Below are 25,480 nucleotides of genomic sequence, written 5' to 3'. Positions count from 1 at the left end.
GGGGTGCGCGTCCATCAGTAGAATGAGGCATGCTCGCGCGGACTCATTTGCCAGCACAGTTTCGAGGGTGAGCGAGTTTCTGCAGCAAGGGCAGCGGAATGTGGGCAGCGCCATCAGGATGCCTCCACGGTCTGCCAGACAACCCGCACCCCGTCGATTGTTGTGCTCTCGACACCGGTGAGCGTGTTCCGCACGCTGCAGCCGCCCAGGTGCTGCAGCGACCGCGTGCCGACGGTGCTCACGTCGATCTGGATGATCGACGGGCCGCCGTCATCGGGAAACGGGTCTTCAGCCACCACGCGATAGCCCAAGCCACGCAACTTGCGTGCCACGTCGTTTGCCTGTGCCAAGCATTCGATCCGCGCTGGAGTAAAAATGCTCGGGACAGCAGTCATAAAACCCTGCAGCCCAGGAAAATCAATCAGCGAGCCCATGTGACCTCCTTCACGATGTCGGCGGACACGCACGGGGCCCCGTTTTCTGCTGCTAAATTCATAGCGGCGATCATCAGGTTGTGCACTGCCAGCGGATACAGATATGAGCGTTGCTCATGGCCACGGGGCGCAGGGGGCTGCAGCCGATCGCGCACGGCTTGCAAGCCGTCGACGGTGATGATTTTGTCTACAGGGACGCCAAGCGGCTCGACGCGATGGGCGACGTATTCCTCAAGGTAGTGACCCAAGGGCGGTAGCTTGATGATTTCAAGACGCTGCACAACCTCGCGCATCGTCGGATCACGCGGGTCTACCTTGGTCAGCAGTTCAGGCTGGCCCACCAAAATCACGGACAATAGCCGCTTAAAACCGTCTTCCAGTTCAATAAATCGCTTAAAGTGCCGCAGCGTCGGCTTAGGCAGCGCGTGGGCTTCTTCGATGACGACGACGCATCGCTGGCCCGCACTATAGGATTCACGCAGCGCCGTTTCCAATTGTCGAAAACGTGCGTTTTGGGACATTCGCAGCGGGTCGTGTGGCGCAATTTCCGCCATGATGGCTTCCAGAATGTGCGCTGCTTTCAGCGTCTTTCCGGTGACATCATTGGCCTCCATGCCCACAACGTATGGCCGAATGACCTGGATGGGTAGCTGTTCGCGGTCAATGCGTTCCTGCAAATCCCGGCGCAATGTGGTTTTGCCAGATCCAGATTCACCGACCACGGCAAGGAACCCCCCGCGCCGCGCAGCATCCACCATGGCCGCTCGCGTAAATCGGATGTGCTCATTCTGATAGAACTCCTCGGCGCTGCTGACCTCGCCAAAGGGGTCGCGCACCAGGCCGAAGTGTTGACGCGTGTTGGGGTGTAGAATCTGTTTAGGTATCGACATAGGTTCCTCATCGGAAAGGTTGGTATCCGGCCCCTCTTGAACAGGGGCCGTTTCTTTTTCAAAAGCAACGGCAATCAGGGATTCAGCTACGCCGCGCATGCGCAGGTAGCCGCGGATGTTGTCGCGCAGGCGGCGGGATTTGGCGCTACGCGGCCAGAATCCGTGATTGAGCAATTGCGACATGGTCGGTGCGCTGTAGCCGCTGGCGTCGGCCAATGCAGCCTGCTCAATACCGTGGTCAGCAAGAATTTTTTTCAGTTTCAGCATGGCGCCCCCTACGCCACCCGGGTCATGGGCAAAACACGCGGGGCCGTCGCCTGCCGCAAGGCCGCTTCAACGGTATCCAGCTGATCCGCAGGCACTCCATCCGGGTACCGTTCAAGCAGCCACTGGTAGTGCCGGGCCCCCCAGGCTTCAAACTTGCCGCGCAGCGCCTTGGCCACTTGAATATGAGTCATGGGCGGCAGCACAACTTGGCTGGCGGCGTGGCTCATGGCGTGTTCCGTCCCCGATTTGGGTATGGGCTGTGGCACGGGTCGGTCAATCAGTACGAACGGGTCGTACCGGCCGCCCAAGAATGCGCTCTTAGCCTTGCGTTTAGCGGCCGCTTCGTCCAGCGTTTCGGCATCCATGGCTGTCAACTCAACGGTTTTTGCCGCTTTTTGGGCCGGGGTGTCGGCATGGCTGGCGTATGCTTCGCCGATCACAGGCCCGACCTGGCCAAATTCGTCTCGAATGACTTCGGGCAGCACGTGGTATTCGTCGTGGCCATCGGCCCCCGGCACCAAGGCCAATGCCCCGTCTTTGACCATGACGTTGCGGCAGATCAGCAGCTTTTCCCCATTGCAGACCCCGGGCACCTGCGCCACGTCGTACTCCCGGCCCATAAAGCTGATGCGCAGAAAATCATCCACCACACGGCTCACGGGTGCTGTGTTGGCGGCCTGGGCCATCAATTCCGCATCCGGCGCTTCTATCAGCTGATCGCTGGTAATGTGCAGCCAGGCGGCGTCGCGGGTCATCCCGTGGCGGCGCATGACTGCAGTGCCGTTAAAGCTCCTGCGCCACCGCGCGGCCAAGGCCCGGATTTGTTCCAGTGTCTTGACTTGCTCAGGCTGCAGCGTGCGCAGCGCCGCTTCAAAGTTGCGCTCCACAATATCCTGGCTTTTTTCCACCTGCCCCTTGGCCCGTGGCTGGCCGACTGCATTCACCTGCAAGCGGATTTGCAGCTGCTGGCACAGGTTTTTGAATGCGGCGCTGGTGTTGGCGCTGCCCGGGTCCAGCATGATGATGTTGGGCACCCCGTGCATGGCCTCACCGGCCCGCTGAACCATGGCTTCAATAAAACAATGGATCAGGTTGGTTGACGTTTCGCCCTGGGTCACATAATCGACAAACACCCAGCCACTGCGATGATCCGTCACCACATAACGCCACAACGCCTGCCGGATGGCCTTGATCTGGTTTTCGGGCTTGTTCTTATAGAACTGGGCTTCGTCATCGGCAAAGCGCAGGCCGTTGTCTCTGCCGGTACGTTGCTCGGGTGGCAGAAAAAACATGATGCAGCGCGATGCGTCGATCTGCCAGCAGTGGTTCGGGTGCTTGCTGGACATGCTGATCGCTGGTTTGGCCCGCAAAACCTGGTCCGGGTGCATGTGGTACAGGCGCAGGCCCGCAATCACCGCGCTGGTCGATAGACTGGTGACCTCGCCGGTCGTCGGGTGGATGCGTTCCGCCTGGATCAATTTCAAGGCGCGGCATTCGTCCACGGCCTGCGCAAACGCCTTGATGCGTTTGCCGTTTTTACGCATGTGTTCCAGCACCACCGCGCAGATGGTGGCCGCTTCGGCCTGAGTCAGGGCGCTGGTGCCCGCATCACTGCGGCGCTTGCGTCGTTTGGTGAAAACCATGTTTTTGAACTCCCGATGTAAGGTGGCCCGTGACAGGCCCAGGTTCAGTGCGGCTTCGTCGATGACCCGGCCCTTGTGGCCATGCCCCGCCTGTTGCCAGCGCACCGCATATTCATAAAGTTGCTGGTTGATCGCCCCTTGCATAGCCTCATTCCTGTGCCCAGTCCGGTGTATTGGCTACAACCTGACCCAGCAGGAATTCGGTGCTGACTTCGTCCAACGCTTGTTGGATTTGGGCGATGTGACCGGTCACGACCGCCCCGGCCCCCGGCTGCAGTTCCAGCAGGCGGCTGATCGACTCGCGCATGGGCGTCATGATGTCGGCCATCAGGCGCAGGCAGATACCGGCCACGTCGTTGGTGGCTTCGATGGTTTGTTCCTCCACCGTTCCGGCGGCAATCCGGTTTTTGGTCTTTTCCAGATTGGTCTGCAGCGCGTCGATTTTTTCGTTTTTATCGGCCAGCAACTTTTCGCTGGCCTTTTTTTCTTCTAAGGCATCGCGCAGGGCCGCCCGTAATTCCCGCACGCCCTTGCGTTTGATATCGTCGATTTCCAGGCCCGCGACAGTGCCGCCATCAGTCAGCTCCTGGATTTCATCATCGTCCAGAACCAGCAGTTCAAAGAGCTTGGACTTATTGCCTGCCGCCTGCACCAATTTGACCGTTTTGTCATCACAAAACTTGTACGCGGCCTGCATCATGCGCCGTGCCAAACTTTCTTCCAGGCCGATGCGCTCAATGAAAGGCATCCAATCACCGTGTGCCAGCGATTCCCGGGCCACAATCAATGCCCGGCCCGCCGCCAGCATGGCTTCGGCGGACCGGGACAGATGGTCACGGATGATCATCTCGTAGCGATAGGGTTCAAACGGCACGCCGTCCCCGAATTGCCGCAGGATGACGGCCATGCGTTCAACCTCGGCGTGCTGCACCGCGTCGATTTGGTGCGCATCCTCTGAGCCAGGGGCCTGGGGGGCTGAAATGGTTTTAAGAGACATCGAAAATCCTCATTCAGTTGGCGCCTGCGGCGATGCGCTGGTCGAGTTCAGCCGCTCGGGCGCGAAATTGATGCATGTGATTGGCATGAGCCTGGGCAATCTGCAGCGTCTTGACGCTATGGGCATAGCGGCCCGACTCGTAACGGGTGACGTAGCCGCCCTCGGCCAGGGTGGCCAACGCCCGACTGACATTGGGGGCCGACTGGCCCGTGGCAGCGGCGATTTCAGTGTTCGACAGGCCGGTCAGCGTGTGGCCCTTCAGGGCTTCCCACACGGCCAAGACCTTCAATGCGCTGGCTATGGTGGTCGGGGTGCTCATGCCTCCACCACCTGGGATTCTGGCCACCAGCGGGGGTCGGAAACGTCTACCAGCTCGGCACTATCAGCCAGCTGGATCAGTAGTGCGGCAATGCGTCGGGCGCGGGCTGGGCTGAATTCGGCTTCGTAAAACGGCTCGCCGTTCAGGCAGATCACGGGCTGTGGCCGGAGGCCGGGTGTGCGCGTCAATTGCACGGTGATTTGGCTCATGATTCGTGCTCCCAAAGGTCTAGCGTGGGCGCATCGGCCTGCTGGACGTTGTTGTGGTGATAGGCCAGCTGTTCTAGCCCCGCCATGACGGCGGCGGCAGTCCGTCCGGTGTCGGCTCCCAGGTTGTAGTAGTCCAGCAATGCCCCGACGGCTCCATGCAAAGCCATCTGCAAGTCTTGTAGGGATGCTGCGTCTGGCGTCTTGCCCCTGGGCATATCGATAACCAGTCGGCCACTGCTGGTAGCCAGGTAGCGCGATGCCAAGGCAATGCCGCAGGCGTGCTCGTATCCAGGGATGACACTGGCGGGCATTCGTCCGGTCGATAACCATTTGTAAAGGACATCCGCGCTGACGCCGAGCAGTTCGGCGATGCGCTCGACCGACAGCCGCTTGCGTTCAAAGGCGTGGTCTTTACACAAACGCAGGGCCTCGGTAATGGAGTTCGGGTAGACCCGTTTCCAATTGCGTGCCATGTTCAGACCCCCATCCCGGTGCTGGTGCCGGGACGCGTCCGAAAAAACGCTTTTTTGGAATCCAGGAATCCGTGATTTTTTGCGATACAGTGTTTCTCACCAACCACAACGGAGGAACCCATGGAACTGGTAAAAGATGGCGCAGGAAATTTTCGTGAACTGCATGAATCCCCCCGGCTATTGCCGCTGGTGGATACCTTGGAGGCGCTGAATTTAAGCAAAACCCTGCTGTATTTCATAAAGCACCGAGGGTTGGCTACGAACGATGAAATCATGGAAGTTCTCCAAACGTTCACGCAACATGCGCCGCCATATCTGTATGACGAATTGCGCCAACGCCAGGAGGGAACGCGCAGCTGGCTATCGAGTATCCCCGTCGATGAAAAGCATCCAGTGCGCCGAGGTCTGAAATAAGCTGCCGGGTTTCTGGATCAGATGCGGCCTGCTGCGCTGCTTCGTAGGCCGTTTGCGAGGCGGCCCACTGCTGGACGACTTTTTGCACCACGAAGACAGCAGACCGCATCGACATCGTGCGCGTGCCATCTGGCCGAGTCGCTTGGCGAACTAGGTCGGCTGCAGCCAGTAAGGTGTCGTCGGAGATTTTGTTGAGATCAATTCGTGACATGACTGTTACACTCCAGCAGAGGCAATGGTTGAAGTACGGCGGCGGGGCACATCCGAAACCCGGCTTGGTTGGCGGCTGATGACACCTTCTTTCAGGCCCAGTTTCACGGCAATGTTGTGCGATTCGCCGCGCACGCCTTGGCGGCGACCATGCAGGATGTGGTACACAGAGATGGGGGAAAATCCGTTGGCGACGGCCCATTGAGAAATGGAGGTGCCGCTGGCCTGAAACTCGGCTCGCACCTCCTCGATCGTGCGCAATTTCATGGAGGAACTCCTTTGTTTGGGTGGCCTGGTCTACGCTGGAACGTAAGAACTAGGCCGTGGTGGTAATAACTGGTATGTAGTAATTATGGTGCAAAAATTTGCACCAGTCAATCGAATGGTGTGAAAATTTGCATGATTGGTATGCGCTTAAGAGAGGAGCGTGAGAGGCTTGGCTACGCGCAGCCTGCTTTCGCGGAAATTGCCGGATCTAAGAAGAGGACTCTGATCGATTGGGAGAAGGGAGTGTCTTCGCCAACAGCCGTGCAATTGGCGGAACTCGCAAAGGTCGGGGTAGATGTTCTCTATGTATTAACTGGCAAACGGTCAAATCGTGCGACGTCGCACGATTTGGATAGCGACAAGCAGCCGACACCAAACCCGTCGTTAACGACGGGTTTGCCGACACAAGCCGCCCCCAGACCCCTCAGCCGTGATGAAGAAATGTTGTTGGACAACTACCGTCACACATCGCCTGATCGGCGGCGGTTCATCCGCGACGCCGCCTTTGTGGCATCGCAACGCGACGTGGCCCAAGGTGGCCGCAAACGATGAGTTTTGGTGATATGAGATCAATCATGAAATCCCTATTTTTCCCAGCCATATTGCTATTGAGCTTGGCTGGCTGCGCAACGGCCACGAGCGGTCAGGATTTCAATATGGAAGCTGTTCAGGTGCTGGTGCCGGGCGTATCCACTGTTGATGATGCCGTGCGTCTTATGGGGGCCAGCCCTGTTTCCGTTACGAATCTAGGCGATGGAAGCAAGATATTAGGTTGGACATATATCAAGGCGCAGTCTCAATTTATGAGCACCACCAGTCAGGGGAAAACCGCGCACCTTTTGTTTGATGCGAACGGTATCTTCGTTCGAGCCAACAGCACCCAGGTCATGCCTGGGGTGACAAATTAACAGCAAACAAAAAAACAAGGGATTTGTATGCATCTTTGCAGAGTAAATGGCAACCGAAAACTTCTCGCCTTGGGCGCGTTGATGACGACGTTATTTTTGACCGGCTGCGCCACGAAGAATTATGGCCGCCAAGGCGAGCTGACCGATTACGAGCGCCAAACGATGACGTGCCGGGAAATGGAACTGGAGACAGCCAAAGTCCATGGGTATCTGGCCCATGTGGAGAAGGAAAGCCAGTTTGATGGCCGGTCTGTCCTGTCGTTCCTGGGGGATTTTGGCATGGGCAATGTGATGGAAAAATCAGCGGCCATGGAGGCAGCGAATCGGCGGCTGGCGCAGTTGCAGGATACGCAGGTGCGGCGGGGCTGCAATAAAGGCAATGAAACGGTGGACCCGGCTACGGGGTTGCAGGGGCTTGGAAGTTATCCCTGATGTAATGCGGGTACATGCGGCCCTACCAAACAAATTTAAAAAGGGAAAATTTCATGGATGAACCCGAAATTTCTTTGGAAAAAGTGTTTGAGCAGAGGTTGATTCGGAGATATTGGCGGCACTGATCACCTCGCATCGCGACCCTGAAACACTCAACTTAATTTGGACCGATTTAGCCGCCGCCGCGACAGGGCGTGCCATCCGGTTTTCATCCAAATTACCACCCAATTCTGCGGGCCTCGCGGAAGTGAAGCGAGCATATGTGGCTCGCGCTGACTATTGGTCTCAAATCGTGGCGCAGCGATTGGAGCTAGGCGGTGAAGATTCTTCTGAATAAATTCAAGAACGACTTGTTCGCTGTATGTGGTACGCACTGCTTCCGTTAAACTGGAATCATCTACCCGGATGATTCCCATTGGTCTCTTACCCATTACGCTTCCCTTTTGGCTTTGCTTTCAATATTTATAATAACGGTGTAAGCCGATAAGTCCGCGCATTTCGGGCTAATTTTCCCCTCGGGGAAAATACATCCAGGCTGAAGACGGTCATCATGACAACCTACGTTGTTATTGATGCCTATCTTCAGCCTGGAGTTTTTTATGCCCCCCGACAATCTCCCTGTTCACCGCCGTTTCCCCCGGATGACGACGTTTATCCTGCTTGCTGTTGTTCTGTTGCTGGCCATTGCAGCCATTTCCCCTGTTCAGTTGCCCGTTGTGGCATACAAACTGTCTTTGATCAGCCTGGCTGCTGTGGTGGCTTATTGGCTAGATCGGGCCTTGTTTCCCTATGCCCGGCCCGATGGCTATCTGGTCAAGGATTGGCGTTGTGGTCCCTGTGGTCCGAATGTCAGCCACGTTGATTTTCCGATTGTCACGGAATACATGAATGTATTTATCTGGGCTTGCTTGCGTCGGGCAATCATTGTCGCGGGGGTCGTGACGGGCGTGGCGTTGGGGTTGTGATGCTGCCATCCAAACGTGTGTGGATTGCAGCATTCCTGCCCGCCTTGATTGCATCGTGCAGCCCAGTCTATGCCCAGGTTCCTGCCGCCGCCCAGCCATATCGGGCCGAACTGACCCGCAATGCGCGGGCGGTGCTGGGGTTGAATGCGCCGGTGGCTCTGTTGGCCGCCCAGGTGCATCAAGAATCTGCCTGGCGCCCTGAAGTCGTATCGCGGGCGGGTGCTGCAGGGTTGACCCAATTTATGCCCGCGACTGCGCGGTGGATCTCTGATCTTTTTCCAGAATTGTCGGCCAATGATCCGTTCAATCCGTCCTGGGCATTGCGCGCCCTGGTGCGCTATGACGCCTGGCTATATGCACGAGTTCGTGCAGCTGATGCCTGTCAGGCCTGGGCAATGACCTTATCTGCATATAACGGTGGGCTGGGCTGGATCAGCCGCGACCAGGCACTGGCATCCAGTAAGGGGCTGGATCGGTTGGTGTGGTTCGGTTCGGTCGAGCAGGTTAATGCAGGCCGCTCGGCTGCGAACTGGCGCGAGAACCGAGCCTACCCACAGCGCATTATTTACACGCATCAGCGACGGTATGCGACCTGGGGGGGCTCGGTATGTCTGTGACCACCTATGCCTGGGGGGTCGTGGCCCTATGTTTTGCCGCTGCTGGTGCAGCCTGGTTTGGCTATTCGAAGGGTTATGACCGGGGTGCGCTGGATGTGCGGGCGGTTCAGTCCCAGCAACAAGTGGCTCAACTGACCGGGCAGCTGGGCCGTCTGCATGCAGACCTGCAGGCCAGCGCCACGGCCAGCCGCCAGTTGCGCGAAGGCCTGGCCAAGCTGGCGCAACGCCAAACCTCCTCGACTCAGGAACTGAAGAATGCTTTGCAGAAAAATGCGGCTGATCCTGTGCTGTGCCGCTTCGATGTTGACAGCATGCGCATCATCGACACCGCCCGTGCCGCTGCCGCCCAGGCCGCTGCCGGTGGAATACGCGGTGCGTTGCCCGCCTCCGATTGAGCTGATGGGGGACGGGATGGATGCGGTGGGGGTGGCGTTGAAAGAAATGTACGACTTGTATGGGGTTTGCGCCGGGCGGCTGGTGGATGTGGTTGATTGGATTTCAGAGGGGAAATGATGGCTGTTCAGCTTGAATTGTGGCAACTGATCACACTGCTGCTGACATTTTTTGGGGCCTGCGCCACCGTTGTGCGTGTATTCCTTGCGCAGACTCAGCGGCACTTGGACATGCGCTTCAACACACTGGAAGATGCAAACCGGCAAGAGGCTGGACAGTGGCAGCGCATCGAACGTGAGCTGATGGAGCTGCGTGCCAATTTGCCTGTGGAATATGTCCGCCGGGAAGACTACACGCGGGGGCAATCGGTCATCGAGGCCAAGCTGGATGGCCTGGCATCTAAATTGGAAAACGCCCAATTGCGGGGGCTTATCGGGGGAAATCATGGTTGATATGGCACGCGCGCGCCGCGAAGGGCTGCGATGGATTATCTTGCTGACGCTGAACAATGCGCGGCCGATCGGTGCTTACGAGGGGCTGGTGTTGACGGTGGTCCAGGCCGAATACCCGGATGCAACACCCCTGGAACTGCGTCGTGAACTGGACTATTTGCACGATCGCCGCCTGGTTGAAATCAAGAAAGAACCAAGCGGGAAATGGCATGCGGCTCTGACACGCCTGGGCACCGACATCACGGAATACACGGTCGATTGCGAACCCGGTATCGCCCGTCCTCAAAAATATTGGTGATCGGCATGGGCAGAAAGTCCAGCATCCGACGCTTACCAGACGATGTTCGCACGTATATCGAGAAGCACCTGGCCAATGGCCGGTTGACGCTTGACGAACTGATTGAAGATTTGCGCCGCCGCTTTCCAGCGGCGGATGCGGCGGGCGATTTGCCCAGCCGATCTGCTGTGCACCGATATGGCCAACAGCTGGAACGTCGTTTGGCCGCCATCCGGGCCAGCACAGAAGCCGCACGTATCCTGACAGATGCGGCGGCTGATGATCAGGACTCACGGTCCGAGGCAGTGATCGCCCTGGTGCAGACAGAAATGTTCGATAGCATCATGGAACTGCAGTCAGCGTCTGAAGATGACATTCCCGCTGCACAACGAATCGACATGCTATCTAAAGCCGCGAAAAACATTGCCACCCTGGCGCGTGCCAGTGTCAATCAGAAGCGGTTTCGCCTGGAAATCCAGGCCAAGACCGAGGCTGCAGCCGCCAATGTCGAAAAGATCGCAAAGCGTGGTGGCCTGTCTGCTGATGCCGTTCAACAGCTGAAACAAGAAATACTGGGCATCGCCAAATGACGATAGCCCCTCTGGACCTCAAGGCCACCCAACTGTCTCCATCACTTCCTTCGGTGCTGATGGGCTACCAGCAACGCTGGTCTGTTGATGACTCCCCGCTGAAGGTGATGGAGAAATCCCGTCGAACCGGCATCACTTGGGGTGAGGCATCAGACAACGTGCTGACAGCGGCATCCAATGTGAGTGCCGGGGGCATGAACGTCTACTACATCGCCTACAACCAGGATATGACCATCGAGTACATTCAGGCGTGTGCCATGTGGGCGCGGGCTTTCAATTACGCGGCAGGAGAGATCGAGGACGGTTTTTGGGACGGCGAGGCTGAAGCTGACAAGAATATCCGCACCTTTACGATCAAGTTTCCAGGGTCTGGGTTCCGGATCGTGGCGCTATCCAGCCGCCCGTCAAACCTGCGGGGCCGTCAAGGTCTGATCGTCATCGACGAAGCCGCTTTCCATGAACAGCTGGATGAGCTGCTCAAGGCGGCGCTGGCCATGCTGATCTGGGGTGGGCGGGTGCATGTCATATCAACGCACAACGGTGTTGATAATCCGTTCAATGTGCTGGTGGACGACATCCGATCAAATCGGCGTCGAGGCTCTGTTCATCGCGTCACATTCCAAGAGGCTGTGGCTGATGGCCTTTACCGGCGCGTGTGCCTGCGCAGAGGAATCGACTGGACGTCAGAAGGCGAAAAAGCCTGGATGGATGATGTCTACGCCTTCTATGGCGCTGGCGCGGCCGAAGAACTGGACTGCATCCCGGCGAACTCGGGGGGGGCCTGGCTGTCTCGCGCACTGATTGAATCTCGTATGTCTGCCGATACACCCGTGTTGCGTTGGGAATGTGCTGCGGGATTTGAGCTGCTGGCTGACCATATCAGGGGCGCCGAATGCCGGGATTGGCTTGAAGCACAGATGGCACCACTGCTGGTTGGCCTGCCGCGCGACGCCATCTCTTTTGACGGCGAAGACTTTGGGCGCAGTGGCGACTTGAGCGTGCATGTGCCACTGATCCAACACCATAACCTTGTCCGACGTGTGCCGTTCACGGTCGAGCTGCGCAACGTGCCGTTTCGTCAGCAAGAGCAAGTGGCGTTCTATCTGCTTGATCGCTTGCCCCGGTTTACCGGTGGCGCATTCGATGCACGCGGTAATGGCCAATATCTTGCAGAGGTAGCCATGCAGCGTTATGGAGCGTCCCGCATCCAGCAAGTGATGCTGACCGAATCCTGGTACCGAGAACACATGCCGCCGGTCAAGGCGGCCCTGGAAGACGGCACGCTGGACGGGCTACCCAAGGATGCCGATGTGCTGGCCGACCTGCGGGCGGTGCAAGTCATCAAGGGCGTGCCACGCATCCCGGATACCCGGACCACCGGCGAAGATAAGGGCAAGCGCCACGGCGATGCTGCCGTAGCCGTCGCGCTGGCGTATTTCGCCAGCCGAGAACTGAACAAGGGCCCCGTGCGCGTGGCATCGTCGCGGCCGCGCCGCTATCAACAAAACAGAGGTCAACGATGGCTGTGACAGGGATCTACCTGCCTAATGGGCAGCACTTGGCATTTGCGGAAGCACGTGCCCCACGCAAACCTGTAAAAGGCCAGATCGCCAGTCGATCACGAATTGGCGGGTTCGGCGGAATTGAAGGCCTGCTGCCCAATCCTGACCCGGTGCTGCGTGCTGCAGGCAAGTCAATCGAGGTCTATCGGACGCTGCGTGCAGATCCTCACGTCGGTGGTTGCGTGCGGCGGCGAAAATCAGCCGTCCGCGCCCTAGAGCGTGGCGTGCGCAAGGGGGATGCAGCTGACCGTGTCGTCGCCGATGTCGAGGCGATGCTGGCCGATCTGGATTTGGAGCGCATTATTGGCGAAATTCTGGATGCGCCACTGTATGGCTACCAGCCCCTGGAAGTGGACTGGCAGATGGTGGGCAGGCACTGGGTCGTGGCCGATGTGGTGGGCAAACCGTCCGAATGGTTCGCCTTCGATTCTGTAAATGGGTTGCGGTTTCTGGCGAAGGATGCGGGGCGCGAAGGTCTGTTGGTTCCCTGGCGCAAGTTCCTGCTGCCCCGTCAGGACGCAAGCTACGACAACCCGTATGGTCAACCTGACCTTGCACGATGTTTTTGGCCCATCAAGTTCAAGCAAGGTGGGTTGGATTTTTGGAACCGTTTCGTTGAAAAATATGGGTCGCCGTGGCTGATTGGCAAAACGCCACGATCTGCCTCCACACAAGAGTCCGAAGAGCTGCTAGAAAAGTTGGACGCAATGGTGTCCGATGCCGTAGGGGTGGTGCCAGACGACTCGTCTGTCGAAATTATTGAAGCGGCTGGAAAAACGGGATCTGCAGACGTATACGATAAGTTCTTACGCCGCCTATCCGGTGAGGTATCAATCGCACTGCTCGGCCAGGATCAAACCACCGAAGCCGACGCAAACCGGGCATCCGCCCAGGCTGGCATCGAAGTCGCCGAGGACATTCGGGACGCCGATGCGGGGTTGGTGTCGGCTACGCTGACCCAGCTCATCCGCTGGTACGTGGAGGTCAATTTCGGCGGCCCAGCGCCGGTGTACGAACTGTGGGATCAGGCCGCGATCGACCAGCGCCAGGCCGAACGTGACAAGGGCCTCGGTGGTCTGGCCAACGGTCCTAGATTCACGCGGCTGTATTGGGAGCGCGCCTACGGGTATCAGGAAGGTGATCTCAGTGATGCGCCTGTCGGCGGGGCCATGCCCGGGCTGCCTGCCCTGGGCTTTGCTGAATCTCCGGTGGTTGCTGATACACCTATTCACCAGGCTAACCAGGTCAGCGATGTTCTGGGCGGCGCGGTTGATGGATGGATTGATGCAGTTCGGGCCTTGGCCGATCGCGTGGATTCCTTGGAGGCGCTGCGCGATGGGTTGATGGATCTGTTCCCTGGTATGAGCCTGGACGATTATGCCCAGCGCATGGCCCAGGCCCTGGCCGCTGCGGCGCTGGCCGGCAGGTATGAGATCGTCGAGGAGGCCGCGCGTGGCAGCTAGTTATGGATCGCTGCCGTTTCGTGAGCAGAGCGAGTTCTTCCGACGCAAACTGAATATTGGGACGACGAGCTGGGCCGATATCTATGCTGCTGAGCACGATTGGGCGTTCATGGTGGCGGGTGCCAATCGGGACGCCATCGTATCAGACTTTCGTACAGCCGTGGAAAAGGCTATCAACGACGGCACCACGCTCGAACAATTCCGCGCTGATTTCGACGCCATCGTGGCGCGGCACGGCTGGGACTACAACGGTTCACGCGGATGGCGCAGCAAGGTTATTTACGAAACCAATCTGCGCACCTCATACGCAGCGGGCCGATACGAGCAGATGCAGGCGGTCAAGGCTGCGCGGCCATACTGGCGCTACAACCACTCCGAGGCCGTCGAACACCCCCGCCACGAACACTTAGTATGGAATGGGTTGGTGTTGTCGGCAGATGACCCCTGGTGGCGCGAGCATTATCCGCCGAACGGCTGGGGGTGTCAGTGTTACGTCACCACACACACAGACCGTGATCTGGATCGAATGGGCAAGACAGGGCCCGACACAGCCCCACACGTAGAGACCGAAACCCGAGTTGTCGGCAAGAATTCGGAAACGGGGCCGCACACGGTGCAGGTGCCCAAGGGTGTCGATCCGGGTTTTGAATATACACCTGGGCGTAGCCGACTGGATGCATCCGTCCCCACGGAGCGCCCTGAGGGGTTGGCGGGCAGCGCCGCAAGTCCTGGTGTGCCCAACCGTCGCCCACTCGATACATTACCCCCGCCGCGACCCTTCGAGGCGTCGCGCATCTTACCCGCTGGCGCAGCACCGGAAACCTATGTGCAACGTTACCTGCAAGAGTTCGGTGCAACGATCGAGCGGCCGGCAATTGTGCGTGACGTTCTGGGCGAACGTTTAGTGGTGGGCGCGGATCTGTTCCGAGATGCGCACGGTCGCTGGAAAGTGACCAAACGTGGACGTGAACAGTATTTGCTGATGCTGGCCGATGCTTTGCGTGACCCCGATGAGGTGTGGGTGCGTATTGAGTGGCTGTATAGCGCCAACAAGGCAGTGGTGCGCCGCCGCTATGTCGCCCGGTATGACATTGAGGGCCAAGCTGCACCAGCTCTGTCTGTGTTTGAGATCGGGCCGGACGGTTGGTCGGGGATTACGGCATTCCAAGGCCAGACCCAATCTGAAGACGACTGGCGAGTTGGCGTTCGGCTGTATCGACGGCAACCATGAAAAAGCCCAGACGCTGACCCCGTCTGGACTGATCCCGGATGTAGGGTTGGTGGCTGTGGCAGCAGCTGCTCATCCGATGGACACAACTATTTTATAGGGTTTTGATCATGGCTGGAACACATATTGAGGTCTCTGCAGATACCGCAGCCATCGAAGCAACGCTTGCGCGTGCTGTCCAGGCGCTGGGCAGCCCCAATGTGCTGCTGCTATCCGTGGGCGAGGAGATGCTGAACGCCACGCGTGATCGTTTCAAGAACCAACAGAGCCCTGATGGGGCCAAGTGGGCGGCACTCTTGCCTGCCTACCAGAAGTCAAAGGAAAAAAACCAGAATAAAATCCTGACACTCGACGGCTACCTGGGCGGCACGCTGCGCTACCAGGTCGACGGCGCTGCCGTGGAGGTGGGCAGCAACCTGGAATATGCCGCCATCCACCAGTTTGGCGGAACGATCAAACCTAAAAAGGCCAGGGCGTTGAAAATAGGTGACCGGCACGTCGGCGCAGCCAAAATTCCGGCGCGCCCTTTCTTGGGGATGAACGCCGACGACGAGGTGCGCATCCTAGAATTAGCGCAAGACTTCATGCAAAATGCGTTGATTGGAAAATAGCGGCGCTGTGCGATTTTCTGAGGCCATCTAGACCAACCCCTGGAATTGCCGCCGGACCCGCTTTATAAAGCGCCTCAGCGCGAACTGGCGGGATTGTAGATGTAGAGTCAGAGGCCGCCCGCCGAAATCATCCGGCCCACCCCGACAATCAAATTTTTCCGTAGGGGAAAATACATTCGGGGCCATCGTCGTCATGATGACGACATGAGTACTGAAACCCTATCCTCCCCGATTCACATTTTCCGGCCCGGCACGTTTACGTCCGTGTCCGGCAAGACCGTCACGCTGACCGCCGATGACCTAGCCACCAGCGCGCGGGTATACGACCCGGCGCTGCACGAAGCACCTATCGTTGTGGGTCATCCGCGCATGGACGCCCCCGCGTACGGCTGGGTGGCTGGCGTGTCTTTCAGCGAGGACGGCCTCTACGCCAAACCCGATCAGGTCGATCCGGCTTTCGCTGAACTCGTTCAGGCCGGCCGCTTCAAGAAGCGCAGCGCTTGCTTCTATGAGCCCAACAGCCCCGGCAACCCTGTCCCTGGCAGCTACTACCTGCGTCATGTCGGTTTCCTCGGCGCCCAGCCGCCGGCCGTCAAGGGCCTGCGCGCCGTCGAGTTCGCCGAGCGCGAGCCGGGGCTCATCGAATTCGCCGATCCCATCGTCACATCGCAGATCAGCCTATGGCGCCGTCTGCGCGACTGGTTCCTGACCAACCACGGCCAGGACGCTGCGGATCGTGTCGTGCCCGACTGGGAGATCGAATCCATGCGCGACGAACTCTCCGGCATCGATGCCGCCGCCGCATTTTCTGAAGCCATCACTAAAGAACCATCCACCACTACGGAGACCCCCCCTGTGCCGCCGACCACCACCAGCCCGGCCTCTGATGCCGCGCGTATGCAACAAATCGAGGCGGAAAACGCCACCCTCAAACGCCAGCTTGAAGCCCAGGCCGCCGCGCAAACGAAAACGGCGACCGAAGCTCGTCACGCGCAGAGCGTGGCATTTGCCGAAGGCTTGATCGAGGCCGGTCAGTTGCCGCCCGCACGCATGGATCTGGTCGTGGGCCTGTTGGACTTGGCCGCCACGCCGGATGCGTCTGGCGCGTCGCTTGCTTTCAGCGAGGGCGATGCGCAGCGCCCGCTGCTCGCCGGCTTGCAGGAGCTGCTGCAGGGCCTGCCGACTCAGCTCGCGTTCGGCGAGTTCGCCGCCAAGCCGCGTGCTGCCGGTGCACAACCCGTCGAAAACCCGCTGGTAGCCGACGCCCGTCGTCGCGCCGGTCAATAAGGAGGCGTCATGCCCGCACAAATTCAACGTAAGACCCTGGGCGATCTGCTGCTTGCCGAAGTGCTGCCCGCGTGGACCCGCCGCCGCCGCATCTTGCCTGCAGGCGATGCGCTGCCCATGGGACAGGTGCTTTTCGAGACCGCCGAAATCGAACCTGCCGGGCCCGATCCCGAGACCGATCCCGCCGTCACGGTCGAGATCGTGACGGGCGTACTGGCCGAAGACGTTGCTGCGTCCGCCAGCGACCGTCCGGGCGTCGTAATTGAACGCGGCGCGGTGGTCGCCACGGCGGCGCTTATCTGGCCCGATGGTGCCTCACCCGAAGACATCGTCACCTGGATCGACCAGCTGATCACCATGGGCGTCGTCCCGCGCGCCACGTTGTAGCCCTATTACTAATTGAGGATCATCATGTCACGCAATCAACACGGCGAACTGTTCACCGCCACGACCTTGACGGACGCGATCAACGCGCTGCCCACCGTGCCCGGCAAAGCCGGGGCGCTGGGGATTTTCGAGGAAAAGGGGGTGCGCACCACGACTGTCCTGATCGAGCACCACGAGGGCCGCTTGGCGCTGGTGCCGACGGCCAGCCGTACCGACAACCCCACGCCGGTGTCCCGCAGCAAGCGGGCCCGCCGCCCGTTCGAGATCCCGCATCTGCCGCAATCCGGTGTGCTGTTGCCTGCCGACGTGCAGGATCTGGTCGAGTTCGGTTCTCAGACCAACCCGGTATCGTCCGTTGCAACGGTCGTGAACGACGAGCTCGAACGCCTGAAGGCCAACATCGACGCCACGAAGGAATGGCACCGCGTCGGTGCCCTGCGCGGCCGCATCCTGGATGCCGATGCCAGCGTGATTTACGACCTGCACGAAGAGTTCGGCATCACGCCGCCCGAACAAGAGGTCGCCTTGGGGGCCTCTGGCGATCCGCGCAAAAGCCTGCTCGATGGCAAGCGCCAGATCGAGCGGGCGGCCACCGGCATCGTCATCACCGGATGGCGGGCGTTCGTGGGGCCGGATTTCTTCGACCGGCTGACTGGCCACAAAGAGGTGAAAGCCGCCTACGCCAACTGGCAGGCCGCGCAGGATCGTCTGGGCGGCGACCTGCGTACCGGCTTCACGTATGCAGGCATCGTGTTTGAGGAATACATCGCGCGCGTTTCCGGCCAGGACTACATTCCGACCGCCGGCGGCGTGCTGTTCCCGATCGCTCGTGGCATGTTCAAAGTCTATAACGCCCCCGCAAATTACAACGAGGCCGTGAATACACTGGGCAAACCGTATTACGCAAAATCCAAAGAGCGCGATATGGGCAAGGGCTACGATCTGGAAGCCCAGGCCAATCCGCTCACGATCAACCTGGTGCCTGGCGCCACGGTGGATCTGTCCATCGGGACGTAATGGTTATGCCTGGTCAATCCGTTGATGAGCCGATTGCTCCGCAGCAGATCGCCCCGAGCGACGTCATCCAAGGGCGCTATTGCTCCTTGGATGACCTGCGGGCATCTATTGCTGCCCGAACCTTGGTTGAACTGTCGCAAGACGATGCCACCAAGGTGCGGGCCGGTGAACAGGATGCAGCAGTCATTCAGCGGGCCATCGACCAGGCTGAAGACCTGATCGACGGTTACCTGCGCAACCGCTACACGCTGCCCTTGTCGTCGGTGCCCACGGTCATCCGCGATCTGGCAGTCAGCCTGGCGCGGCATGCTCTGTATGCGCGCCGCCCGGAACGTGATCTGCCCGCCACGGTGAAATCCACCTACGACGGTTCGATTCACACGCTGGGCCTGATCCGTGACAACCGGGTCTCGCTCGGCCTGCCCGATGGCCGCGCTCAAGGCGAGCCCGGCAAGGTGCTGGTCAAGACGCGCCCCAAGCGTTTTGCCAACGAAACGCCGTGGAGGCTGTGACATGGCCATTCCTCCACCGCTCCAGAATGCGACGACCGTATCCACACAGGACATCTTGCAGGCGGTCGTTGATCGTCTGACCGACCAGCTGGGCAACCTGTTGGCCGTCGATTTCTTTCCCGACCGGCCGGAAGACTACGAACTGAACCACGTTGATGGTGCGCTGCTGGTGTCATACGGCGGCGGCCAGTTCTCGGCGCCGCCGGCCTCGGGCCTGTCCGCGCCGGCGCTGCCCGCCCGCTCGGCGCCGCAGAAGCGCACGCTGAAGTTCGTGGTCACTTTGTTGGTGCGGGCCTTGAATGGCGACCACGGCGCTGCCGAGATGTTGGACGCCGCGCGTGGCGCTTTGCGTGGATTTCGTCCCCCTGGTTGCGCCCGGCCGCTGTGGTTTACGCAGGAAACCCCATTGGGCGCTGCCGGCGGCGTCTGGCAATACGCCATCGAGCTGGCCACGGAAACCTGGGACGGCGCGGCAGGCCCCTCTCGCGTATCAACGACCCCAACACAGGAAACCCCATGAAAACCATCATCCTCGACCGGCCGCACACGCATGCAGGCAAATCGTATCAGCCCGGCGCCCGCCTGCAGCAAGTCAATGATCAGTCTGCGGCCTGGCTAGTTGAGCGCGGCATCGGCCACGCAGCGTCTGTTCCCGCCACGCCGGCAAGCAAAAACCCATCCAAAGACAACCAGGAGAATAACCGTGACGGTTGAAACCTATTACTACGGCCAGGGCCGCGTCAGCGTAGCCTCGCGCACCCGCAATGAAAGTGGTCAATACGATATCGGGGCCTGGCGCTGGGTGGGGGATGTGTCGGAACTGACCTTCAGTATGGAGATCGAGGAATTCACCCACAAGGAATCCTACAGCGGCATGCGTCGGTCTGTGCGCAAGATTCGCACTGGTGTTGATGGGGCTTTGAGCTCCGTTTGGCACCAGGTCGATGGCGACAACCTGGAGCTGACCCTGTGGGGGAAGAAGATCACCACGCCCGCGGGGTCGGTCACGGCGCATGAATTGCCCACCCTTGAGGTGGGTCAGCGTTATTACCTGCCGCAGCGCAAGGTGTCCGCCCTGGCTGTCGACGGGTTGACCCTGGGCACGCACTATTCGGTTGATGCCGGTGCCGGGGCCATTGACGTGATCGCGCTGCCGGAAACTGGATTCAGCCAGCCCACGACGGCGGACTACGAATATGGGGCTGTGCGCCGCGTCGGCATCATGACCGCCCCAGCCCCTGAGGTTGCGCTGCGCTATGACGGGATCAACCTGGCCGAGGGGGGTGACCCGGTTACGGTGATTCTGTACCGGGTTTCCACCGCGCCGCTCACTGAACTTGCTCTCATCAACACGGGTGACGAATTCGTGGGCATGACCGTGGCGGGTTCTGTCCTGCCCGACACTTCGATCCCCGCAAGTGATCTGCTGGGGCCGTTTGGCTATATCGAGAGCTGACCATGGGCGATATCAAGCAAACGCTGCAGCCCATCGCCGATGACCTGGACATCCTGCACCCCGAGCGCACCGAGACCATCGGCGGTCGCCAGGTGACAGTGCGCGAATTCACTTTCGTGGAAGGGCTGCGGGCCAATGCGCTGGCCAAACCCTTTATCGATGACCTGGTCAAGGTGTTCAGCAAGGGCGAACCGGATTACGAGACCGTCCTGGCCGTGATCGGCGCGCACGACGCTGTCGTCATCGAAATGGTAGCGATGGCCACCGATGTCGATGCCGATTGGGTGCGCGCGCTGCCCCCCGAGGACGGCGAGTTGCTGCTTGCCATGTGGTGGGGGGCAAATGCAGGTTTTTTCGGGCGCGCCATCGTGCGGCGGGCGGCAGTGGCGCGCGAGGTTCAGCAGCTCGCGGCGGCGCTACCGTCGGTTGGGGGCACGTTTATGCCGCCCTCATCGAGCACGGTCACGCCCTCGCCGACGTCCGGCGATACACAGAGCGCCAGCTGATGCTCTTTTGGCGCGAGACGCAAGCGGCTGCATTGCGCCAGCGCCAGGAGCGCATCGTGGATCTCAGCGCGACGGCGGCCGGTGGCAAACACGTAAAAACATTGCATCGAGAATTGACTGCGGCCCTTCGCGCCGCAGAAAAACGAGACTGACATGGCAGGCAACGGGGAACTTAAACTGGCATTGCGCATCACCGCGACGGTCCGCGAAGCACTCGCGGGCCTGCTGGGCGTGTCAGTATCTCTGGATGGCGTTGACGATAGCGCCAAGCGGGCTGGCACAGGTGCTCGATCAGCCGCCGATGCCATCGCCCAGGCTGGCACGGCAGCAGACCGTGCCACTCGTGCGATCTCGCAAAATGTTGCTGCTGCAAATCATCAGGGCGCGGCGCTGGGCAAGCTGACCTCAACGGTCAAAGGGTTGGCCAGTGCCTACCTGGGTCTGTCTGGCATCAAGATGGGCTTGGAGATTGTTGACACGATTGGCCAGGTCAACAGCCGCCTGAAAAACGCTACTTCCAGCACGAAGGAATATGAAGAGGCGCAGCAGCGCCTGATGGACATCAGCAACCGGGTCTATAAACCGTTTGAGCAATCGGCCGAGTTGTTTATCCGCACAAACGAATCCCTGACCCAGCTTAAATACACCACATCGGAATCGATTGATTTTATTGAGGCGCTGTCATACGGCATGGCAGCATCGGCCACGGATAGTGTCAAAGCGGCGTCGGCAATTGACGCGGTCTCAAAGTCGATCATGAACGGCAAGATGGGGATCGAGCAATACCGCACCCTCATCAATTCAGTTCCACGTTTGCAAAAAGCCCTGGGCGATGCCCTGGGCATGAGCAATGCCGAACTGGACCGTCTGGCCAGGACCACGGGCATCAGCATCCCGCAGTTGATGCAGCTGCGCACGCAGATCAAGCAGCTGGGTGTCGAGGTCGACGCAATGCCCGTGACTGTGCTGGGCGATGCAATGGTCAGGCTACGCAACGCGGCGCTGGAATGGGCGGGGGCTAATGGCCAAGCATCCCAAACCGCCGAAGGCCTCGTGAGCGTCCTGGGGTTGCTGGCCGATAATTTCGATCTCGTCGCGCGTGGTATCGGTGCGGTGGCTGCAATCCTGGTGACTCGCTATGTCGCAGGTGTTGTGCTGGCCGCGGCCCGCACCACCCAGTTGGCTGCGGCAAACCGTGCCCTGGCGGCATCTGCGGTGACAGCGGGTGCGGCACAAACTGGTCTGATCGCTGGTTTGGCCGCCAAAGCGGCCGCTGCCACCACTGCGGCGGCCGCTGTGGCCAAGGCCACCTTGACTTTGGGCGGGTTGTTGCGCATCGGGCTGACATTGGGCCGTGGCCTGATGGCGCTGGCGGGCGGGCCCTTCGGTTTGCTTATCGCAGCGATTTGGGGGGCCTATGAAGCGTATCGGGCACTGACTGGGGCCACTGAGGACGCCACCAAAGCCCAGGAGCAACTGGCTCAGAGTGCTGTTGATGCGGGCAGCGAAACGCAGGCCCTGACAGCAGAGCAGCAGCAAGCAGCAGCAAGTGTCCGCGAGGCCGAGGCCTGGGTCGCTGAGATGTCCAAGACCCTGCAGGACAAGCTGACAGCCGCCGCCCGCGATGGCGTCAAAGGGCTTCAGGCGTTCAAACTGGAGACCCTGGCCAGCGCGGCCGCTGCGGGCATGACGGCGGCAGAAATTGATAATCTGGCCGCCAGTTTCGATGCAATCATTGCGCTGCAAAAGCAATCTGACGCGCTGGATAAAAATAAGCCCAAGCGTGGTGGTGGGCGCAACGAAGCCCTGGATTTCGTCAAGCAGCTGGAACGCCAGGCGGCCCAAGCGGGCAAAACAGCCCATGAAGTGGCCTTGCTGGAAGTCGCCGAAAAGAAATTGACGGGTGCGTTGCGCACCCGGGCGCTGGCTGCAATCGAAGCGCAGCGGGCCATCGCCGCCCAGGAACTGATCACGGCTATCCATCGCCAGGCCGAAGCCTACGGCAAAACTGAGCTGCAGGTGCAGCTACTGGAGCTGGCAGAAAAGCGGCGGCGCGGCGTGCTCTCTGCCGCGGAAGCCGTCGAGGCCGAAGCGGCCGCGCGGATTTTGGCCCACAAACGCGCTGACGACACGATGCGCGAGATCGACATCGAATACTTGCGTGCCAGCGGCCAACTGGCTGATGCTGCGTTTGCTGAAATCCGAAACAAGTACGAACAGCTGCGCGAAGAACTGGTCAAGCTGGGCCGCACAGACGATGTGGCCAAGCTGGATCTGGTCATCGATACCAGCCGCGCCCGGGCGCAGGTGGATGCTATTCAGACACGCCTGGACGCGGTCTATGCGGAGCAAAGCCGCCAGGAGCAATCTGTGCAGGCCCAGCAGCAGGCGGGGCTGCTGACGGAGGTCGGGGCGCGTGAACGGCTGCTGTCGATTCACAGTCAGACGGCTACCAAACTGATGGAAATACGGCCATTGCTTGCCGAGATCGCCGCAATGCCGGGCGCGATCGGCGAAGCGGCCCGGGCTGCATTACAGGAACTGGACAACCAGGTTCTGGTGCTGAAGTCCACCACGACATTGCTAGCCGAAACTCTAAAGACTGGTATTACCGAAGGGTTGTCGGGGGCGCTTCAGGGCCTGGCCAACGGGACCATGACGCTTTCCGAGGCAATCAATCATTTGGCTTTAACCGTTGTCAATGCCCTTGCCCAGATGGCGGCTGAAGCACTTGCACAAAGCGCAATGCAAGGTGTCATGGGCCTCTTTGGTGGTGGTGATGCTGGTGATGGCGGTGCATCGAAAATTGCAACGGCAGCAGCGGCTGGCCAGGCTCAAGCAACTCCGATCATTGCAGCAGCAGGGACATTAAGCGCCGCAGGGGCAACTGTTTCGGCGGGGGCTATGGCAACTAGTACATCGGCTGGGCTGATGACAAGTGCCGGGGCAACAATGACATCGGCTGCGGCAGCTATTGCGGTAGCTGCCGTGCAGTTGCAAGCTGCTGCAACCACATTGATGGCGGCCAACGCTATGCAAGGCGCTGCGGGCATGGGCTTTGCCGCGGGCGGCTGGACGGGTCGGGGCAGCAAATACAAGCCGGCCGGCATCGTGCATGCCGAAGAATTCGTTGCACGCCGGGAAGTGGTTCGACAGCCTGGTGCCAGATCATTCCTGGAACGATTCAATAGGGTCGGCATGCAGAGCCTGCGCGGCTACGCCGCCGGCGGCCTGGTGCATCCGCCAGAGCGGCTGTATGCCTCCGACTCGCCGCCCGCCGATGCATCAGCTGCTCGGGCAGCGGCGCCCGGCAACCAGGTGGCGATCCGGGTGGTGCCAGTGCTGGACGAATCCGTCATGACCGCCGCAATGGCCAGCGCCCAGGGCGAAAAAGTCATCACAGCGGTGATCAGCCGCAATGCAAGCACGGTTCGGCAGATCCTGGGGGTATAGATATGGCGACAAACCACCCTTGGCTCGGCACACCTGTCTGGCCCATCAGCCCGGATTGGGCCGATGGCGTGCTGGAACGCCTGGAATTCCTGACCGATGTGCATCAAAGCCCAGTCGGGGCCGAACAACGGCGGGCCTTGCGCATCGCGCCACGGCGCAGCTTCGAGTTCTCGGTAGTGGCCGAAGGCGCGGAGCGCACAATCCTGGATATTGCGCTGACCGGCGTCGGGTCGTATCCGGTGCTGTTGCCGCTGTATCACGATGCGGCAGACCTCGCCGTTGAGCTGCCGCCTGGTGCGACGTTCCTTCCTGCTGATACCGTGCAACGGGAATTTCGCTCTGGCCTTGCGTTGCTGCAGACCCCGGTGGGTAGTGGTGCATCGCGGATGCGCTACGAGGTAGTCATGGCCACTGCGGGCGCGGGTGGGTTGGCGCTGGCCAACCCCACGCGCTTGCACTGGTGGCCAGGCACCCGAGTCTATCCGATCGTCCGCGCGCGGGTGGTGGGCGACGTGCAGATCTCACGCGTCACCAGTCGCGTGTCGCAGGCGCAGCTGCGGTTCGACGTGATCGATCCCCTCGATTGGAGCGACTCGTTCCCGGGCGAGGTGCGTGACGGGCGGCTGGTCTGGACTGTGGCGCCCAATGAGCGCGATGCATTGCGTGTGGATTTTCACCGGCTGCAAAGCGTTTTCGATCATGAGCTGGGCCCGGCGCAGATCACCGACACGGGCACCTCGGCCTGGCTGCGCCAGCAGTACCGGTTCACGCTGGAGGGCCGCGCCGAGCGCAACCGCTTCCGCCAATTACTGTACAGCCTGCGCGGCAAACAGCGGGCGCTGTGGCTACCGACATTCTCGGACGATTTAATCATCGCGCAGGACGTCGCTCTGGCCGATGAAGGGATCTACGTCGAGCGCTGCGGCTACACCCAGTACATCACAGCGCCCGGGCAGCATGCGCGCCGCGACATCCGCATCGTGTTGCACGACGGCCGGGTGTTCCACCGCCGGATCGTCGCCGCGCGCATCGAGGAGGCGGCGGATCGCGAGTGGCTGGGGTTGGACATCACGCTCCCCACGCTGGCGGCAGCGAACGTGCAGCGCATTGAGTTCCTGGCACCGATGCGCATGGATCAGGACTCGACCGAATTGCACCACATCACGGATGCCGATGGCGTCGCCGAAAGCGTCGTCACGTTCGTATCCGCGCCATCTTTGCGGGCGTTAGGAGATTAAGTC

General features: G+C 60.2%; 32 protein-coding genes. 24 read left to right on the top strand and 8 right to left on the bottom strand.

Going from position 1 to position 25,480, the window contains the following annotated elements:
- Positions 1-113 precede the first annotated feature (113 nt).
- Genes ACMHYJ_RS02180 through ACMHYJ_RS02150 form a run of 7 tightly spaced genes read right to left on the bottom strand, consistent with a single transcriptional unit; the run spans position 114 to position 5,232 of the window.
- A complete protein-coding gene (locus ACMHYJ_RS02180; protein WP_414244559.1) occupies positions 114-434 on the bottom strand; it encodes a hypothetical protein in 321 nt (106 codons plus the stop codon).
- Positions 422-1,591: an AAA family ATPase gene (locus tag ACMHYJ_RS02175; RefSeq protein WP_414244558.1), complete on the bottom strand. Its 1,170-nt coding sequence runs from the start codon at positions 1,589-1,591 to the stop codon at positions 422-424. Before ACMHYJ_RS02175 ends, ACMHYJ_RS02180 begins: the two co-directional genes overlap by 13 nt.
- 8 nt (positions 1,592-1,599) lie before the next feature.
- Entirely contained in the window at positions 1,600-3,378 is a 1,779-nt protein-coding gene (locus ACMHYJ_RS02170; protein ID WP_414244557.1) for an integrase, read from the bottom strand.
- 4 nt (positions 3,379-3,382) lie between these two features.
- On the bottom strand, positions 3,383-4,231 hold the full coding sequence (locus tag ACMHYJ_RS02165) for a hypothetical protein (protein WP_414244556.1): 849 nt from the start codon (positions 4,229-4,231) through the stop codon (positions 3,383-3,385).
- Positions 4,232-4,244: 13 nt separating this feature from the next.
- Entirely contained in the window at positions 4,245-4,550 is a 306-nt protein-coding gene (locus tag ACMHYJ_RS02160) for a helix-turn-helix domain-containing protein (RefSeq protein ID WP_414244555.1), read from the bottom strand.
- Positions 4,547-4,759, bottom strand: a complete 213-nt coding sequence (locus ACMHYJ_RS02155) for a hypothetical protein (protein ID WP_414244554.1) — start codon at positions 4,757-4,759, stop codon at positions 4,547-4,549. The genes ACMHYJ_RS02160 and ACMHYJ_RS02155 overlap by 4 nt, the downstream gene beginning before the upstream one ends.
- Positions 4,756-5,232, bottom strand: a complete 477-nt coding sequence (locus ACMHYJ_RS02150) for a hypothetical protein (protein ID WP_414244553.1) — start codon at positions 5,230-5,232, stop codon at positions 4,756-4,758. Before ACMHYJ_RS02150 ends, ACMHYJ_RS02155 begins: the two co-directional genes overlap by 4 nt.
- A gap of 120 nt (positions 5,233-5,352) precedes the next feature.
- Here ACMHYJ_RS02150 and ACMHYJ_RS02145 point away from each other — a divergent pair, with 120 nt between their 5' ends.
- A complete protein-coding gene (locus tag ACMHYJ_RS02145; protein WP_414244552.1) occupies positions 5,353-5,646 on the top strand; it encodes a hypothetical protein in 294 nt (97 codons plus the stop codon).
- Positions 5,647-5,862: 216 nt separating this feature from the next.
- Here the strand turns inward: ACMHYJ_RS02145 and ACMHYJ_RS02140 are convergent, their stop codons facing one another.
- Positions 5,863-6,123 (bottom strand): DNA-binding protein, encoded by a 261-nt coding sequence (locus tag ACMHYJ_RS02140; protein ID WP_414244551.1) that lies wholly within the window; start codon positions 6,121-6,123, stop codon positions 5,863-5,865.
- A 132-nt stretch (positions 6,124-6,255) separates the two neighbouring features.
- Between ACMHYJ_RS02140 and ACMHYJ_RS02135 the strand changes: the two genes are divergently transcribed.
- The 23 genes from ACMHYJ_RS02135 to ACMHYJ_RS02025 all read left to right on the top strand — a co-directional run bounded on the left by ACMHYJ_RS02135 (position 6,256) and on the right by ACMHYJ_RS02025 (position 25,477).
- A complete protein-coding gene (locus tag ACMHYJ_RS02135) occupies positions 6,256-6,675 on the top strand; it encodes a helix-turn-helix domain-containing protein (RefSeq protein WP_414244550.1) in 420 nt (139 codons plus the stop codon).
- A gap of 23 nt (positions 6,676-6,698) precedes the next feature.
- Complete coding sequence (locus ACMHYJ_RS02130; RefSeq protein WP_414244549.1) at positions 6,699-7,031, top strand: hypothetical protein; 333 nt, start codon at positions 6,699-6,701, stop codon at positions 7,029-7,031.
- A gap of 27 nt (positions 7,032-7,058) precedes the next feature.
- The gene (locus tag ACMHYJ_RS02125; protein ID WP_414244548.1) at positions 7,059-7,463 is read left to right on the top strand and encodes a hypothetical protein; all 405 of its coding nucleotides are present in this window, start codon (positions 7,059-7,061) and stop codon (positions 7,461-7,463) included.
- Positions 7,464-8,062: 599 nt separating this feature from the next.
- Entirely contained in the window at positions 8,063-8,428 is a 366-nt protein-coding gene (locus tag ACMHYJ_RS02120; protein ID WP_414244547.1) for a putative holin, read from the top strand.
- On the top strand, positions 8,428-9,045 hold the full coding sequence (locus ACMHYJ_RS02115) for a transglycosylase SLT domain-containing protein (protein ID WP_414244546.1): 618 nt from the start codon (positions 8,428-8,430) through the stop codon (positions 9,043-9,045). Before ACMHYJ_RS02120 ends, ACMHYJ_RS02115 begins: the two co-directional genes overlap by 1 nt.
- Positions 9,036-9,440 carry a hypothetical protein gene (locus ACMHYJ_RS02110; RefSeq protein ID WP_414244545.1) on the top strand — a complete coding sequence of 135 codons (405 nt, stop codon included), beginning with the start codon at positions 9,036-9,038 and terminating at the stop codon, positions 9,438-9,440. Before ACMHYJ_RS02115 ends, ACMHYJ_RS02110 begins: the two co-directional genes overlap by 10 nt.
- Positions 9,441-9,554: 114 nt before the next feature.
- Positions 9,555-9,890, top strand: a complete 336-nt coding sequence (locus ACMHYJ_RS02105) for a hypothetical protein (RefSeq protein WP_414244543.1) — start codon at positions 9,555-9,557, stop codon at positions 9,888-9,890.
- Entirely contained in the window at positions 9,883-10,188 is a 306-nt protein-coding gene (locus ACMHYJ_RS02100) for a hypothetical protein (protein ID WP_414244542.1), read from the top strand. Before ACMHYJ_RS02105 ends, ACMHYJ_RS02100 begins: the two co-directional genes overlap by 8 nt.
- A gap of 5 nt (positions 10,189-10,193) precedes the next feature.
- Positions 10,194-10,757 (top strand): DUF3486 family protein, encoded by a 564-nt coding sequence (locus ACMHYJ_RS02095; RefSeq protein ID WP_414244541.1) that lies wholly within the window; start codon positions 10,194-10,196, stop codon positions 10,755-10,757.
- Positions 10,754-12,286, top strand: coding sequence for a hypothetical protein (locus ACMHYJ_RS02090; RefSeq protein WP_414244540.1), 1,533 nt, complete (start codon positions 10,754-10,756; stop codon positions 12,284-12,286). The genes ACMHYJ_RS02095 and ACMHYJ_RS02090 overlap by 4 nt, the downstream gene beginning before the upstream one ends.
- A gap of 29 nt (positions 12,287-12,315) precedes the next feature.
- A complete protein-coding gene (locus ACMHYJ_RS02085; RefSeq protein WP_414244539.1) occupies positions 12,316-13,782 on the top strand; it encodes a DUF935 domain-containing protein in 1,467 nt (488 codons plus the stop codon).
- A complete protein-coding gene (locus tag ACMHYJ_RS02080) occupies positions 13,772-15,013 on the top strand; it encodes a PBECR2 nuclease fold domain-containing protein (protein WP_414244538.1) in 1,242 nt (413 codons plus the stop codon). The genes ACMHYJ_RS02085 and ACMHYJ_RS02080 overlap by 11 nt, the downstream gene beginning before the upstream one ends.
- A gap of 107 nt (positions 15,014-15,120) precedes the next feature.
- The gene (locus tag ACMHYJ_RS02075) at positions 15,121-15,621 is read left to right on the top strand and encodes a phage virion morphogenesis protein (protein ID WP_414244537.1); all 501 of its coding nucleotides are present in this window, start codon (positions 15,121-15,123) and stop codon (positions 15,619-15,621) included.
- Positions 15,622-15,825: 204 nt separating this feature from the next.
- The gene (locus ACMHYJ_RS02070; protein WP_414244536.1) at positions 15,826-16,908 is read left to right on the top strand and encodes a peptidase; all 1,083 of its coding nucleotides are present in this window, start codon (positions 15,826-15,828) and stop codon (positions 16,906-16,908) included.
- 9 nt (positions 16,909-16,917) lie between these two features.
- A complete protein-coding gene (locus tag ACMHYJ_RS02065) occupies positions 16,918-17,295 on the top strand; it encodes a head decoration protein (RefSeq protein WP_414244535.1) in 378 nt (125 codons plus the stop codon).
- A 24-nt stretch (positions 17,296-17,319) separates the two neighbouring features.
- The gene (locus ACMHYJ_RS02060; RefSeq protein ID WP_414244534.1) at positions 17,320-18,312 is read left to right on the top strand and encodes a major capsid protein; all 993 of its coding nucleotides are present in this window, start codon (positions 17,320-17,322) and stop codon (positions 18,310-18,312) included.
- A 5-nt stretch (positions 18,313-18,317) separates the two neighbouring features.
- Entirely contained in the window at positions 18,318-18,824 is a 507-nt protein-coding gene (locus tag ACMHYJ_RS02055) for a gp436 family protein (RefSeq protein ID WP_414244533.1), read from the top strand.
- A gap of 1 nt (position 18,825) precedes the next feature.
- Complete coding sequence (locus tag ACMHYJ_RS02050; RefSeq protein ID WP_414244532.1) at positions 18,826-19,344, top strand: Gp37 family protein; 519 nt, start codon at positions 18,826-18,828, stop codon at positions 19,342-19,344.
- Positions 19,341-19,538 (top strand): hypothetical protein, encoded by a 198-nt coding sequence (locus tag ACMHYJ_RS02045; protein WP_414244531.1) that lies wholly within the window; start codon positions 19,341-19,343, stop codon positions 19,536-19,538. Before ACMHYJ_RS02050 ends, ACMHYJ_RS02045 begins: the two co-directional genes overlap by 4 nt.
- Positions 19,528-20,280 (top strand): hypothetical protein, encoded by a 753-nt coding sequence (locus tag ACMHYJ_RS02040; protein WP_414244530.1) that lies wholly within the window; start codon positions 19,528-19,530, stop codon positions 20,278-20,280. The genes ACMHYJ_RS02045 and ACMHYJ_RS02040 overlap by 11 nt, the downstream gene beginning before the upstream one ends.
- Before the next feature lie 2 nt (positions 20,281-20,282).
- Positions 20,283-20,786 (top strand): DUF6631 family protein, encoded by a 504-nt coding sequence (locus ACMHYJ_RS02035; RefSeq protein ID WP_414244529.1) that lies wholly within the window; start codon positions 20,283-20,285, stop codon positions 20,784-20,786.
- Between the two features lie 153 nt (positions 20,787-20,939).
- Entirely contained in the window at positions 20,940-24,239 is a 3,300-nt protein-coding gene (locus ACMHYJ_RS02030) for a tape measure protein (RefSeq protein WP_414244528.1), read from the top strand.
- Positions 24,240-24,241: 2 nt separating this feature from the next.
- Complete coding sequence (locus ACMHYJ_RS02025) at positions 24,242-25,477, top strand: hypothetical protein (protein WP_414244527.1); 1,236 nt, start codon at positions 24,242-24,244, stop codon at positions 25,475-25,477.
- The last annotated feature ends 3 nt before the right edge of the window (positions 25,478-25,480 follow it).

Source organism: Castellaniella hirudinis (assembly GCF_047468865.1).
Taxonomy (GTDB): domain Bacteria; phylum Pseudomonadota; class Gammaproteobacteria; order Burkholderiales; family Burkholderiaceae_B; genus Castellaniella; species Castellaniella hirudinis_A.
This window is presented reverse-complemented; position numbering and strand designations above follow the sequence as displayed.